This is a genomic window from Shewanella sp. 10N.286.48.B5, from assembly GCF_002874355.2.
Classification (GTDB): Bacteria; Pseudomonadota; Gammaproteobacteria; order Enterobacterales; family Shewanellaceae; genus Shewanella.
On record NZ_MCVG02000001.1, the window covers coordinates 806,031 to 820,881 of the forward strand.

Here is a 14,851-nt window from a genome sequence, read left to right on the forward strand (position 1 = left end):
TCTTAGCAAATGTAGTTATCGCAAGTTTTAGAAAAGGAAGTCAAAGTTATGAAGCAACTTAAATTGCTATTGCTAGCAGTAGTCGTTGTAATGGTAGTTTTAGTACTCTCATATGAAAAAATAATTTCCAATATACTATTGCCTCAGTATATCTCCTGGGCTCATGAAACCGATGCAAAAGGCTTAGAGATCGGAACTCCGCTAGAAGAGCAGCAGTTGTTATTGGCAACAGAAATTGGAATTCAGAATCCAGAAAAAGTAAGAATTGTCTATGTTGATGCAGTTCCTTTCCCTTATGAAAACTTTGCATTAAGAGTTCTTGGAGAAGCACTTGGCTTTGTCGGTGAGGGAATAGTTAACAATGCTCAAGTGTTTGGTTATTCCATTTATACCAGAACAGGTTACGAATTAGATAAACCCAAACTGGCTCACGAGTTGGTGCATGTGTTACAAATTGAAAGGTCTAGTTTGGAAGCAGTAATTACTCAACACTTCTCTGATCTTGCAAAGTACGGTTATGAGAATGCACCTTTGGAAGTTGAGGCATTTAAAGCTAACCAGAAGTATAGCGGCGAATATTAAATAGGCATTAGCAATAGGATGTTCAAAACATAACAAACTGTTAAATATGGACAAATTTTGCTGTATCGCTTTTTGCTTTTCCGCTTCGCGGGCAAAAATCAACCCAGCAAAATTCGCCCATTAACAGAGCGTTATAAGCCTCAAAGGGGTTCCGATGAAATTTACTATTTTAATAACTTTAAGTCTCTTATTGTTAGGGTGTGCAACACCGGTAAGTCACACAAATATATCTTTATCTACATACGATAAAGATACTGAGTATGGTGTAGAAAAACGAGACGATGGCTTTGGAATTACAGTTTATTATTCTAGATATCAATTTATTCCAGAAAGCGATGCGGTGGCTACAGCTTGTAAAAGTCAGCTAACTGCTATTGCTTGGGAGCACTCAGATAAAACAGGTAAAGAAATTCAACCTGTGAATGAGCAACGTATACGAATTTCTATGGGACGTAATGGTTTTTCTGGTATCACATCATGCCAAGCAAATGCTGTTGTAAAGTGGAAATAGGCTTATAACAAGTCACTCAAAAGGACAAATAACAGTTGGCTATTTGCTCCTTCGTCGCCCATTTTAGCCAATTATTATTTGCCTCTTAGTGAGGCGTTACCACATATCAGGACGCTATACTTTACCTAATGGAAGACGTTGCTTTCAGAGTTTTAGCTCTAAATGATTTCTGTCCAGGTACGTGTCAGAGGGGGACTACTGACACGTTTATGTCCAGGGCAGTTAAGCCGTTTTTCCTTGCTTGTGTTAACTGTTGATATTATTAACTCAAAAAATCTCATAAACGCGAACAAGTTGCTCGCTTGATGACACCCTAGTGTTAGGTTTTCTATTAAATACTCAGTTCTGACAAGTTTGTTAGGCTAATCGTTTGATGATAAATAATACAATATGGAAAACAAAACACACAATAATCCAATACTTGCCAAAATCAAACCCAAGTCTATATGCTCCATGCTGCCTCTTAACACTCCTTGTTAATTGTTCTAAAACTATAGTGCCTGATTAATGTTTATGACAATTCTCACAAAATTATTTTTGAACTCTCTGTCCAAAAGTCGCTAGACAAGTCAATGCTGTGGCCTGTGTTCATTGGTCACTAAAATAGAATTCAACGACATAATGACTTCTAAATCAGTTGCCTTTTTTTGACTTCATTAATCAACTCATTCACCGCATTGAGTTCAATGCTTTTTTTATACAGTTCGGCATCTAACTTCTTGAGCTTGGGATTAATGATTGCGCGACATGACTCAAACTTATCACTAAGCGATTTAAATGCATCGAATTGATGCTTTAACTGCTTGATATGTTTCTGTAGTGCATTATAGTGACTTGTGAGCGTACTCGTGTTGTTTATGTGCTTATTTGAAGTACCTTCAGGTCTTTTGGTGAGCACTTTAGTTGTGCTTTCTTGACTGAAAAGCTTTTCAAATTGGCCATTAGGGCTGCCTTTTGGAGAAAGCCGCTTTATAAGCTGTTTTTGTTCTAATCGGTATAAGTGGTTATGCATGCATTTTCGCAGAACGGCGACACTCTCAGATGAGTTAGAGTCCCACTTAAGTGCTTTTAATAACTGTTCTGTTTGAAAGATATCGGAACAATATCTGTTAAGTATTCTAATAAATTCAGCTTGTTTCATCGGTGATAGATTCGAGTTGTGATTAAGTTAACCCACTGATGCAAGCACCAGTGGGCGGGAGTTTAGCTAATAAGGCAGCGGCAAACTGATATTAGCTAAGTGAATAATTATCACAAAACACACTATAGTGTGTTTTTGTTCTGGTCTTCAAGATAAGAATGAAAAAAAAGATTGCGACTGAGTTTGGAAAAAAACTAGCAGAAAAAAGAAAAGAAAAGGGACTACTTCAAAAAGACCTGTCTCAACAGTGTGGCTTTAGCCTTAATTACATCGGTATCGTAGAGCGCGGAGAGAAGAGCATTAGCCTTGAAAAAGTATTTATTATTGCCAGCGTTCTATCGTGCTCGGTGCATGATTTAATGCCTGATGAGAAAGCATTAGCTATCGATACTGAATAAGCTTAAAGCATAAGGTGACTTATGAGGCAGCGATATATTTTGCATTAGGCTTAACTCACTTTAACGATACAGATATGATTCCTATAAACTTGTCAAAATCAAAAGTCAGCAATATACTTATTTAAAATCAGATGCTTACATTTAAATAAGAGTTGATTGTATAACTGTAAAGTGTATTATTGTTCCCAAGAATAAAGCTGGCTAAATAAAAGCAGCAGAATTGGGGATAATGACTCAAACAGTTAATCAATTTATAGAAAAATACCTCTCATTTAGAAAAATCAAAGCAGCGCCTTCTACATTGCGCTCTGAACGCAGTAAAGCCACTAAACTATCTAGGTTGATTGGTCATCGTTCAATTTGCTCCGTCAGTCACAGTGACGTTCTGCAGCTCATCCAGACGCTTGATACACATTACGCGAACAAAACCATCAATGAGTTCTTAATCATTTTGCGTGCTGTATTTAATTGTGCAGAACGTGATGGTGCGATTGCTCATAACCCTATGGCAGGGATTGCCAATTTAAAGGTCATTCACAGCGAGCCTGAGCCTTTTACGCTCAATGAGTTAAGCTTGATGAACCAGGTGGCCGTTGAGTGTGAAAGCGGTAAAAACCTCTTTCAGCTTGGGGTGTTAACTGGGCTGCGCATTTGTGAGTTGCTGGCGTTAACCTGGGAGGTCGTGGATGTAGACAAAGCGCAGCTGCATGTAAAAATCGCGCTGGTTGATAACATTTATAAGACCCCAAAGACCGCTGGTTCAGTCCGAATAGTTGAATTATGCGATTCAGCGGTTGAGATATTACAACAGCAACACTTGATAACCGGTCATAAAAAAACCGTTAACTTAACGGTCTTGCAAGCAGATAATAAAACCAAAAAAATTGAACGGCTTTCACCTGTTTTTTACAATAGCAAAACCCACAAGCCGTTTATTCACGCCAAACAATTCAACAAAACCTATTTTTCACCATTACTGAAAGCTGCAGGTATCAGCCATCGTGGAGCGGGGCAGTTACGCCACACGTTTGCGAGCCAAGCATTAACCGCAGGCATATCAAAAGAGTGGATTGCAAGGCAAATGGGGCATACCTCGACGGCGATGATTGACATTCACTATGGTCGCTGGATGTCACAAGATGCACCGAACAATGTCGCTCAGGTATCAAAGCAGTTTTCTAGCGTATTTGGTCGGTTTAACCCTCAAAACAAACAGATTCAATCGCCACCTTCCGCACCAGACAATGATATTTCGCTAACTTCTGAGCAGTTAAAAAGCCTGCTACACCAGCATCCTGAATTGCTAATGCAGTGCATTGGTCAGCTATTCGGACAGACTGATGTGGAGGGGGCGTAATGCGTATTATTAGAGCCTTTTATTCATGTATAAATTTTGCTTATAACAAAAAAGGTCGGCGCACAGGCATGGCATCGCTGATACATTCACTGCGTCTTACTTGCCCCAGTGTCGCCGGGTTAACCCATTTAGGAAAAATGCAAAAATACCTGCGTACGAAAGAGGAAATTCAAGTCGAATGGGATGAGTCACTATCGGATTCAAATCTGATAGATACACCAGATGGTATTATTCCTCTTAATTCTATTTCGCCAGAACAGCGTGAAGCTATTTTATTTGATGTCATGGGTGAAACCACTCAGAGTGCGGCTTCTTATGCGCAAAAAGGCAAAGCCAAATCGAAAGCAAAATCCAAATTGAAGTCGTGGATTGCAGATGACAAACTTCCTCAGCAAGTTGCTAAATTAGTGACGAGCTGCATCGAGTCCACCGTCTTTATCAACGTCAATGAGATTAGCGCTGAATTTAATCAGTTTGAACTGCCGAGAAAAAATCAAAAACTCAAACAACTTATCAAATATATCAATTCACATAATGCGCTCATTGATAAACCCAAAACCCTAAACTCGACTAATTTCCAAGAGATACTCTTTAAAATCCCTATCAAACATGGCGTTGGCGCGGATGTGATTAGTCATAGAAGCATGATGGAATCGATGAAGTTATACCTGCAAACCTACTTCCCTGAATACCCCATTAAACTCATGACATTGCACCATGATGAGCGTCTACCCACGGAAAACACTGGCGGTCATGTTCACGTGTTTATTTCTGGTCAAAACAGTTTAACAGGCGAGCATGATTTACGTCTGTCTCAAATTAAACGTGTCAATGAGTTTTTGATAAAACGCGGTGATGGCGCAGATTGCCTCGCAGAGTCTGGACGACTGTATTATATCGAGAGCAGTGAGGTTTATAGTTATCTGCAGCAGATGTTTTATGAATTTATCAATGAAAACCTGTTTAACGAAAAAGACCTCAATGCTGAATTCTCACCAGAATCTGAGCGTCAGTCTGCAAAGCGAAAAGCGATGAATAAAGAGGCTAAATTACCAAAACATCAGCGCCCATTTAATTTCTACACGCGCAAAATAGAATGGCTACAGCAACAGATAAGCGTGCTGAATAAGCAGTACCAGTCGATAACTTATAACATCTCACATGGCGAGCAAACCCTCGCGAAATTGCAGACTGAAAACAGTGAGATACAAAAACAAAATCTTGATTGGCAACAAAAAACATCTGGATTACACAAGGAGTACAAACAATTGCTCGTTAAACGCGACGATATCTGTACTGACATTGAGAAAGGGCAGGAGTTTATTCACGAGCAGGCGTCTATAAGTGAGCAATTAGGTGTTGAAGTCGAAAACAAACATGCTGAAGTGAATAAGCTAAATCAAGCGGCTACAGCCAAGCATAAGCAGGTCATTAAGCTCGATGATGATATTAGCAAAAAACAGGCGTTATTAGCGCGTCTAAAAGAGATAACCGCGCAGGCTCTTCAGCCGTTAGAGCAAATGATATCGAAAATCTATATGCGCTTCCAGACTGCGGACAGCAGCAAAGGTAAATATTATTTCAACATGGTTTTGGAAGCATTTAACGACAAGCTTTCACCTTTAATTCGAGACATCTCGATAGATATTGCCAAACAGACTCAAGACAACGCTCTCGAATCGGCATTAAAACGAAAAAACCAAAAACTGGCTGAAAACAAGTCTGATAGTGGCTTGTAGGCAAAGCATAGCTCATAAGCTAAATGGACCTATGCGACTAAAACGCAGTGTGACGTTAATGATTACCTATATGGCCTTAATCAAGCCTGTAGCAGCCTTTAAGGCAGGCTGGAGGCTTAAGTAAAAACATAATAGATCAACCATTTCTCAAAAGAGGCTTATAGCGCACATGGGTGCCTATAAGCCTTTTGCATTCAACCCACTCATTATTTCCCCAAACTTGGTAAAACCACATGTCTCGATGTTGAGCATTAACCTTGCAGCCATTACGAGGGTGCTGATAGCTTGACGCGCTCGAGCATGAAGATTTACCTCCCTTTGATGAATGGCGGCATTACGGGCCCTCAAGTGCTTGTGACTACTTTTGGCATATACACAGCTCATTAAACCTTTCAAGCGGTCACAACCTGTTGCAATCAATTCTCGAATTATATGGTGTCACCATAGTTAGGTGAGGGTGTGTTACTGCCAGTGATGGCAATGCTACTGTCACAACTGGCAGTGATAGTGTCAAATGTGGCAGTACGGATGCCATGAAGACTGCAATGGTCGCGAAACATAGGTAATCAATATCAGACAATGAGGTTAAGAAGAAATATCGCTGAATTTGGGACTTATTTCCAGTCGTATTAACGCGATATCATTCCTATAAAACGCTCTGAGAGATGGCGCTGCAGTGTCAAATCTCGACTTTCTCACAAGCCTTTTATCGATCCCTTTGAGCCAAAAAAGACAAAAATATCGCAATGAGAAAGACCGATTTCTTGGGGCATTTCACCTGCAAGACTGGATTTGGTTAAAAAAACTATTTCTACATGTCATTTCAACAAAAAGCGGTAAATACAACGAGTGAGGTACGAACAACTGTCAATATTTCGCTACAGCAGAGAGCAACCCGTTTTGAAACTCGTTTGCTCTTGCTCTCAGCGAGAGCAAAAGTTTTTTAAATGTATTTGCACTCGCTCTCAGTGAGAGCAATATTTTTAATTTATTGGCAACTAGATAAGCTCAAGAGCGGTATGTGGTCGTTTTGACGTGTTTATAGGGCTGTATTTGAGATTGTTAATACCATAGCGCAGAATTCGAAACTTTAGGCGCTAGAGGCATGGCTCAATTGCTTGTAAAACAGCACTCAGCGAGTGCGAAAAACGCAGGCCATCGCAGTCTAGACTGCGAAAAAGATTAGCCCACTTAAAAAGTGGGACAACATAGTAACCCGGTACGTACCTATCCCACTTTTTGTTCCAAAAAGGTCGGATAGGTACTCGGGCAAGGGGAGTACCCCTTAACCCCAAAAGCCACAAGCAAAAGCAAAAGCAAAAGCATGTGAAGAACTAGTCGGCCACGCAAACCCAAACATCACCTACGGCCGCTATGGCAAGAATGTTCAGGCTAGGGCATGACTCAAATACATTGAGCGACTTGAATATAATATTTGATGATCGGGTGTGTTTATTCGAAAGTGATAGGGGCGTGTGTAGATCATTTCTGCCCCAAAACGTGTTTGAAATGGATATCTCTCGAGGTTTAGTCATTTGTATTTACCCTCAATAATCTAATATCACCTTCAATAGAGTGGCCAAATTCGCTATACCACTACACTTTTTATAATCGATTATGACCGCCTTACTTGTCGTCCAAATGACTGGTTGCCTATACAGGTATAACTGATTTTCTCCAAATTGAGATAATTCTGGCGCCAAAGGATGCGTAAAATGAGCTTTTTACGCATCGATAATTTTGTAACATTCGAGAAAACCCATACATATCAATCTACTGCGAATTTTTTTAAAGTGTTGTATAGACCGCGTAAACAAAGACGCATTCTTTCTCCGGCAATATTTTGAGCATTACTTACGTATTCGCGAAAATATTCGATTTACAACAGGGACTTAGCGGTGGTACCTTTGAAGTTTGAATTGAGCAGCCTGGAACATTATTGTGCTGCTATTGAATAAGCTGTTAACTTACTTAATCATGGAGGATTAATGGATATCAAAAAGTGGGCTTGGAAAATAGCGACAATCTTAGTCATGGGGGGCTATTGCTTAACCCTGAGCTAATGTCTTTAGTTTTGTTTATTGACGCTATTGGAATTGATTTATTTCTCTTACTTGTCGAAGTACAGATAGTAGCCATAAGTGGATATTACTTTCATACATGGATTAAGCCGATACTTATGCCCCTATATAAGGCTTTGCTTAGAGCGGACCCTTACTTTTTCATCCCGACTAGGGACTCTGTAGCAAAACACCCATTGATCTTATGTCATGCAGTTCCTTTTTTGATGCTGTTTATTATTGGTGGCATCGTGGTTAAGCCGGTGATTGAGTCAGTGTGACGTAAGTTAACAAGCAGCTAAATTCAGATTCACCAAGGCTGTCATGCCATTTGCTGAGCAAATCGCCCGCCAGCACTCGGTTCACTTATTAGCAGGGCGTTAGGTGCACAAGGAGGTTCCATGCAATCTGCTGACAATCAAACTTTAAAGGTAATATCTTCAATTATTCTAGTTCAAGGAGGAATTTTACTTTACTGGATTATTACGTCTGATAATTTCTTCGGCTCCATTGGTTTCGCGACATTATCAAATGTAGGCATAGTGTCATGGGGCATAGCCGCTTTGGTTGTTATCTCATATGTTTGGGGGGCGGCAAGTATCTCTAATGTACGCGAACACATGTTTAAGTTTAATAAACTAAAATATTTAGCTCTACTAGGTGCTTTAGTTTCTGGATTTTTTGAAGAAATATTATTTCGAAAAATATTGATGGATTACCTTCAAGAAGAAGGTTTCAGTGATTTCATTCAAATAATTATTTCTGGTATAGCATTTGGAACCGCACACTTAGTATGGGGTGGTAAGGCTTTATCAGCGGCTATAAATGCTACTTTTTATACTTTTTTCCTAGGTTCTGGTCTTGCGCTTATCTACATAATGAGCGATAGAAATTTAGCTCTTTGCATTATCGCACACACAATAGTTACTGGTTTAATCGAACCAGGCTTAATAAAGTCAGCAGTATTAAATAAGTTGGGCTATTTGAAAGAGCGCACCTAACAAGGGTTTTCAAGTCGGACAAATTACAGTTGGCTTTTTGTTCGTGCCTCACTTATTTTAGCCAACTGCAATTTGCCGCTTAAAACGGCGTTAGGAGATTTCGAAGTTGGCAGTAATTTTTGACACAGTAGAACTTCTAGCAGTCTTTCTATTGGCCGTAGAGGCAATCAAGGTAGAAAATCTTAGCGTTCTGGTAGGTGGCTATTTAAGGCCATTGATATCTCGGCTAAATCCAAGAATTACATTTGTAGATGATGATTCTCACTTAAGCTTCTTTGAAAGAAATATGGTAAATTTTTTCTTACTTGGCTTCTATGTTCTTGGTTTCGCTATTATTTTCTCCGCTTTTAACGTCTACAATATTGATGTTATTGGATTTTTGAGAGAAAGCGCTCCTGTTTATTGGGTACTTTCGATTCTGGGCTTATTGATAGTGCCGTTTATTGCCGGATTTTTTCCATACCAACTAATCGTCTGGTTTTTAGAGTATTCGGTTAAATTTTTAACATGGGTGCAGCTAAGAACCCATACTGGCGCTGTCGGTATTCTAGGGTTTGCACTTTTTGCGTTGCAGTTTTTGGGGCGCCGGATATGGATCTCCTAACAAGTTGCTGCACGCGGATAAATTACTCGCTTCACTCGCAATTTACCGGCGAGCAAGGCGTTAGCATTCAAAAATAATTTCGGAGAAGTTTGTAATCATGGAAGTTAAGACAGAGCCAGCAGGTCGCCTTTTTGACATTTTAAGTGAAGCAAAGAAAAAGCCACCTAATACAAAAGTTAGAAAGGTGTGGGCTGATATATTTGGTATCGAAGTGACAGATACAGGTACTATCCTTCGAATGCTAGCAGACCTAATACAGCTTACGTATAAAACTAAGTCTCAAATTCAAAATATAGAAAACATTGATCATGAGATCTATTTAAAGCCTTTTATCAAAATTGAAGCAATGCTGTCTCAAATCAACCTAGATGCTAATTGGCAAAGCTGGCAACAACAAATTGATGAACCCACTATCTATGGACTTCAATTCTGTTCCGATAGACTAAATCGTGAAGCTAATTTTACTTCTCTAAAAGCCACAGAAATAGATCAAATTAAAAAAGCTCTTGAAGAGCTAACTGATAGTGTAAGTAACTCACATCTAGAAACATCTTTAAAACTTCTCTTAATTAGAAATTTAGAAAGTTTAAGACAAGCTTTAATTGCTTATAAAATAAAAGGCATTGATGGAATTGAAACAGAGCTTGAATTAAACCTTGGTTCTCTTTTTCTAAATAAAGAAAAAATCAAAGGTTCTGCTGATAAAGAAGAATCAAAGACATTCATTCAGAAGTACTTTAAGTTTCTAGATGGCATCAACAAAACTGTATCTACGGCAAAGCAAGTTGATCAACTAACAGGTAATAGTTTATCTAAACTGATTGGCGTCGAATGAATGCTAACAAGCTAATTAATAAGGACAAAAAACAGTTGGCGGTTTTCGTTCCTCAACATTTTAGCCAACAATTTTTTGCCCATTATTAGGGCGTTAGCTTTCTTATCACGTTAAGGAGAACTCATTGAGCAGTGTTGTTAAGCTTCTAGAAAGGGCTGTTATAAAGTGCCATGAAATCCATGAACACAGAATGTCTGAGTATTTTCCAGGGAAAGGCAATGGCGGCATTCATGAATTTAATCATGTTTTGACTTTTATTGAAGCTCTGCAAAATTTATCTGGTTATGACAATGTTGTTGCTTGGACTGAGGTACAATGCCTTCATAAAAAGCGAAAGCGGTCAGCTAGGCTCGATGCTGCAATCAAGTTAAAAAATGAAAATATAATTATTCTTTTAGAAGCAAAGCGGATAAGACAAGGAAAGACACGAGGGTCTTTTAACTCAAGTATTGCAATTAAATCGATACGAAATGACACAAAAAGACTGATAGAGATAGATGAGTCAGAACCAGTTGTCTCAGCAAGCAAAACCAACGCTATTTATAGGGTGATGCTGGCATCAATGTGGCTAAGTGATGATAGAAATATGCAAGATGCGTATGAAAAATGGAAGAGCCATGACGCTTTTGATATAAACTGGAAAGGGTGTGTGGTGAGCGAATCTGTCAGCAAGAGCACCGAAAAGCATTTAAAATTACTTCTGGCAGTAAAAATCCCACACATCAAAAGCTAACAAACAAAGGCAATCTGACGCACTAACGTGCGGCCGTTGCTTTGGTCGTTACCACATATCAGGTCACCATACTTTACCTAATGGAAGTCGTTGCTTTCAGAGTTTTAGCTCTAAATGATTTCTGTCCATAAATGAGTTAGTAGTTTAACTATTTTTAAGAATTCTATGCATGGAATTACCATGTTTAATCATTAAGAATGTTGACTTTTTTGCCATTCAGAAATATAGTCAATCATAGTTAGCAATTGCAGCTTCTATTTACACTATTTAATTGCAAGTAATTGAAACTAAGCGACTAATTTTGAATTTAATACGGAAGCCTTGGGTTCAAATCCCTATCTCTCCGCCATATTCAAGACGAAAGGCTCATCAGAAATGATGAGCCTTTTTTCGTTTAACTTACTAAAAATATTGAAGATTAATACTATCAATTCAAAACTACTTTATTGTCTAGTGTTTGAAGTGCCTGTTTTATAGTCACTTATCTTCCTTGAGAGGATTGACTCAGTCAATATCCCTGCTTTTCGCATCAGCAGAGCTCCTATTAACGTGTACTTCACTCGTATCTGTTTAGCTGTAGTAGCTCAGACTTGATCTGACAGTTACCCATTTTTTATGGTGTCTGTCAGCTTAGATTTGAGCTAGATTTTTATCTGCCCAAATCTGTTTCCCATCCAATAATGTTTCAAGTGGCGTTCGACCACAGCACATTTTGCCTTGATGAGTTCGATCATTGTTGTAGTAATTTATCCATGCGTCTAGATCTTTTTGCAACATTTCTAAATTATCGTATAGCTTTTTTCGGAAAGTAACCTGATAAAAATCATTCAAAATTGTCTTATGGAACCGTTCTCAAATACCATTCGTTTGCGGTGACATTGCCTTAGTTTTTGTATGATCGATATCATTTATTGCTAGGTATAACTGGTAGTCATGCTGCTCAACTCGCCCGCAGTATTCTGTTCCCCTATCAGTCAATATTCGTAGCATAGGAAGCTCGTGTTGTTCGAAATAAGGCAGAACTTTATCGTTGAGCATATCTGCTGCGGTGATTGGTGTTTTTGTCGTATAGAGCTTGGCAAACGCTACCTTGCTATAAGTATCGACGAAAGTCTGTTGGTAGATCCTACCCACACCTTTTAGGTTACCGACATAGAACGTATCTTGTGAGCCGAGGTAGCCTGGATGATGAGTTTCTATCTCGCCACATGCTTCATCATCATGTTTTTTCTTTTCAAGAGCAGCAACTTGGGCATCGGTTAGTATAATTCCGTCATTGGCGACCTTGTCCTCTAATGCTTTAAGCCGTTTCTTAAAGTTTTCTAGGTTATGGCGAAGCCAAATAGAGCGAACACCACTACCTGACACAAATATCCCCAGCTTACGCAGTTCATTACTGGTTCTATGTTGGCCATGAGCCGGAAAGTCGATAGCATATTTAATTACTGACTGTTCAGTCGCTTCGTCAACTCGATTCTTCAGATTAGGTGTTCTGCGTGTCTTTTCAATTAAGGCTTCAATACCACCATCTTCAACAAGTTCTTGATAGCGATAAAATTTATCTCTAGAGACACCCATTACTTTACATGCTCGAGATACGTTACCCAGCTCTTCAGCTAAATTGAGTAAACCTGCTTTGTGTTTAATGATTGGATTGTTAGTATGCAACATGAGAGTTACCTTTGGTTTTGATTAAAAGATTCGACACCTTTATCAAAACGGGTAACTCTCACTTTTTCAAGTTGAATGTCAGATCAAGTCGAAACTAATACAAATTAGTGCGGTTTAACTTAATGTAATTACCGTTTTTAGTTTTGTAAATTCACTATGTGTCAATGACTCAGGCATGTGTCCAAAATTAAATGTGATTGGCTCACTAATTTCAACATCACTTTTAGTAATTCGTTCAAGTAACGCTTCACCATTTTGCATTAATGCATGCCAATCTTGTTTATCACCAAAATCATGTAACGCGCCAAGGGCTATTTCGTGGTAAGAAATAGTGCGAGTAAATGGCGGGTCAATGGGTTTAGCAATACGATCTTGAATGCAGACAATATGTCCATTCGCTCTTAACAGTGGCACTAAATGGGCGGCATTTTCGCCACTCACGGCATCAAAAATGGCGAAGTATTTCATGTCGATTTGAGATTGCTCTCGATAAACTTGGCGAATACCTAGCTTTTGGGCTCGATCTTCGCTCAGACTCGCTGAGACAACATCAACGATATAACCCGCATCGAGAAGGAACTGGGATAACAAATTATTCACCGCGCCAAAACCAACGACAAGCACTTCTCTTTGTCGGGTTAATGGAATTTTTTCAAATGCTTGCCATGCGGTAAGCATCGGGCAAGGTAGCGCTGCTGCAAGTTCAAATGATAGGCTCTCAGGCAGCGTCATCACTCGCTCAGCATTCAAAACGGTATATTCAGCATAGCTACCATGGCGATTTAGTGAGCCATGATACGCCACTCGACGCCCAATGAGACTGGTGTCAACTTTAGAGCCTACGTGTACGATGACGCCTGCACCATCAACACCAGGAACATGACCATTCGGCCAATTTAGAGGATTGGCTTTAATAAATTTCCAATCGACAGGGTTTATACCAATCGCTTTGTTTTGTACTAAGATTTCATTGTCATCTAAAGCTGGTATTTTAGCGTTACCTAAAATGATACTGTGTGTCTCTGTTTGATATTGCCAAATTTGATAGGGTTCCATCGCATTCTCGTTTGCTTAAAGAAAGGAGAAGGCACCAAGGAGTGGTTAGTCCTTGATGCCTAGTTTTGCTATGCCTGATAAGTAGGGTAATCGATGTAGCCTTCGGCTCCGCCATCATACAAGGTGAGTCTTGCGTCAGCATCAAACTCGGCCAGTGGGTTATCATTGGCCAAACGGGCGACTAAATCAGGGTTCGTTACAAAAGGGGTACCAAAGGCAACGAAATCAGCATACTGCTTGTCGAGTAACTGTTGCGCTGACTCCTTAGTCAACTTACCCGCTATCATAATTGGGTTTGAGTATATTCGACGAACTTGTTGGCGAAACTCTTCAGGTACCTCTACATAGCGTGATATGTTTTCTGAAAAATGCACATACGCAAGGTTCATCGGTTGTAGTTTTTCCAGCAATGCTAACGTTAGCGGAACAATTTCAACATCATCCCCAGCAAAACCCTCTCCGATATGAGGAGACAGACGAACCGCAACTCTTTCCCCACCAATTTCGTCAGTAAGTGCTTGTAAGGTATCAACCAGAAAGCGCATACGATTCTCTTGGCAGCCACCATATTGATCACTTCTTTGGTTGCTTTCCAAGCGTAAAAAGGTATCAAACAAGTAACCATGCGCAGCATGAATTTCCACGCCATCAAAACCAGCTTCAATGGCGTTTTTGCCCGCTTGTACAAAATCCGCAATCGTGCTCTTAATGTCTTGCAGCGTCATCTCCCGTGGCGTTTCAGTTTCAATCATCCCAAAGCCACCTTCAGCTAGTGGGCCAAATACTTGATCTGGGATTTTAATCGCTGATGGGGCTAACGGCTTAGTACCTGAAATATCAGAATGACTGCGTCGCCCCACATGCCAAAGTTGAGTAAATATTTTCCCGCCTTCTTGATGCACAGCTTGGGTGGTTTTTTTCCAGCCTTCGATGTGCTCTGGGGTATAAATGCCCGGAGTCATCGAATAACCTCGTGCAGCCGCTGAGATCGGGGTGCCCTCTGATACAATGAGTCCAGCACTGGCACGCTGACGGTAGTAGGTTGCCATCATCTCGTTTGGTACATCACCAGGTTGAGACGTGCGTGAACGAGTCATCGGCGCCATCGCGATACGGTTTCTAGTCTCAAGTCCGTGACCTTTAAATACCTTAAACATACTTAC

General features: G+C 39.8%; 12 protein-coding genes and 1 pseudogene. 9 read left to right on the forward strand and 4 right to left on the reverse strand.

Annotated elements, in window-relative coordinates:
- Positions 1-48: 48 nt before the first annotated feature.
- Together BCU57_RS03510 and BCU57_RS03515 are read left to right on the forward strand one after the other, a co-directional pair.
- Positions 49-582, forward strand: coding sequence for a hypothetical protein (locus BCU57_RS03510; protein ID WP_102440057.1), 534 nt, complete (start codon positions 49-51; stop codon positions 580-582).
- Positions 583-736: 154 nt separating this feature from the next.
- Positions 737-1,093: a hypothetical protein gene (locus BCU57_RS03515; protein ID WP_102440056.1), complete on the forward strand. Its 357-nt coding sequence runs from the start codon at positions 737-739 to the stop codon at positions 1,091-1,093.
- 628 nt (positions 1,094-1,721) lie between these two features.
- On the opposite strand, the gene BCU57_RS03520 is transcribed toward BCU57_RS03515, so the two are convergent.
- Complete coding sequence (locus tag BCU57_RS03520) at positions 1,722-2,234, reverse strand: hypothetical protein (protein ID WP_102519582.1); 513 nt, start codon at positions 2,232-2,234, stop codon at positions 1,722-1,724.
- A 158-nt stretch (positions 2,235-2,392) separates the two neighbouring features.
- Here BCU57_RS03520 and BCU57_RS03525 point away from each other — a divergent pair, with 158 nt between their 5' ends.
- The 7 genes from BCU57_RS03525 to BCU57_RS03555 all read left to right on the forward strand — a co-directional run bounded on the left by BCU57_RS03525 (position 2,393) and on the right by BCU57_RS03555 (position 10,961).
- The gene (locus BCU57_RS03525; RefSeq protein WP_102440054.1) at positions 2,393-2,632 is read left to right on the forward strand and encodes a helix-turn-helix domain-containing protein; all 240 of its coding nucleotides are present in this window, start codon (positions 2,393-2,395) and stop codon (positions 2,630-2,632) included.
- Positions 2,633-2,861: 229 nt separating this feature from the next.
- Positions 2,862-3,989: a tyrosine-type recombinase/integrase gene (locus tag BCU57_RS03530; protein ID WP_102440053.1), complete on the forward strand. Its 1,128-nt coding sequence runs from the start codon at positions 2,862-2,864 to the stop codon at positions 3,987-3,989.
- Entirely contained in the window at positions 3,989-5,728 is a 1,740-nt protein-coding gene (locus BCU57_RS03535) for a hypothetical protein (RefSeq protein WP_102440052.1), read from the forward strand. The genes BCU57_RS03530 and BCU57_RS03535 overlap by 1 nt, the downstream gene beginning before the upstream one ends.
- A 2,461-nt stretch (positions 5,729-8,189) precedes the next feature.
- Complete coding sequence (locus BCU57_RS03540) at positions 8,190-8,789, forward strand: CPBP family intramembrane glutamic endopeptidase (protein ID WP_157936275.1); 600 nt, start codon at positions 8,190-8,192, stop codon at positions 8,787-8,789.
- 106 nt (positions 8,790-8,895) lie between these two features.
- Positions 8,896-9,393, forward strand: coding sequence for a hypothetical protein (locus tag BCU57_RS03545; protein WP_157936425.1), 498 nt, complete (start codon positions 8,896-8,898; stop codon positions 9,391-9,393).
- 97 nt (positions 9,394-9,490) lie between these two features.
- Positions 9,491-10,228: a hypothetical protein gene (locus BCU57_RS03550; RefSeq protein WP_102436781.1), complete on the forward strand. Its 738-nt coding sequence runs from the start codon at positions 9,491-9,493 to the stop codon at positions 10,226-10,228.
- Positions 10,229-10,352: 124 nt separating this feature from the next.
- Positions 10,353-10,961 (forward strand): hypothetical protein, encoded by a 609-nt coding sequence (locus BCU57_RS03555; protein WP_102436783.1) that lies wholly within the window; start codon positions 10,353-10,355, stop codon positions 10,959-10,961.
- 630 nt (positions 10,962-11,591) lie between these two features.
- Here BCU57_RS03555 and BCU57_RS03560 read toward each other — a convergent pair.
- The 3 genes and pseudogenes from BCU57_RS03560 to BCU57_RS03570 form a co-directional block, all read right to left on the reverse strand.
- Positions 11,592-12,632, reverse strand: a pseudogene (locus BCU57_RS03560) (IS481 family transposase).
- Between the two features lie 114 nt (positions 12,633-12,746).
- Positions 12,747-13,688 carry a zinc-binding dehydrogenase gene (locus BCU57_RS03565; RefSeq protein WP_102436126.1) on the reverse strand — a complete coding sequence of 314 codons (942 nt, stop codon included), beginning with the start codon at positions 13,686-13,688 and terminating at the stop codon, positions 12,747-12,749.
- Between the two features lie 68 nt (positions 13,689-13,756).
- Entirely contained in the window at positions 13,757-14,845 is a 1,089-nt protein-coding gene (locus BCU57_RS03570) for an alkene reductase (RefSeq protein ID WP_102436124.1), read from the reverse strand.
- Between the last annotated feature and the right edge of the window lie 6 nt (positions 14,846-14,851).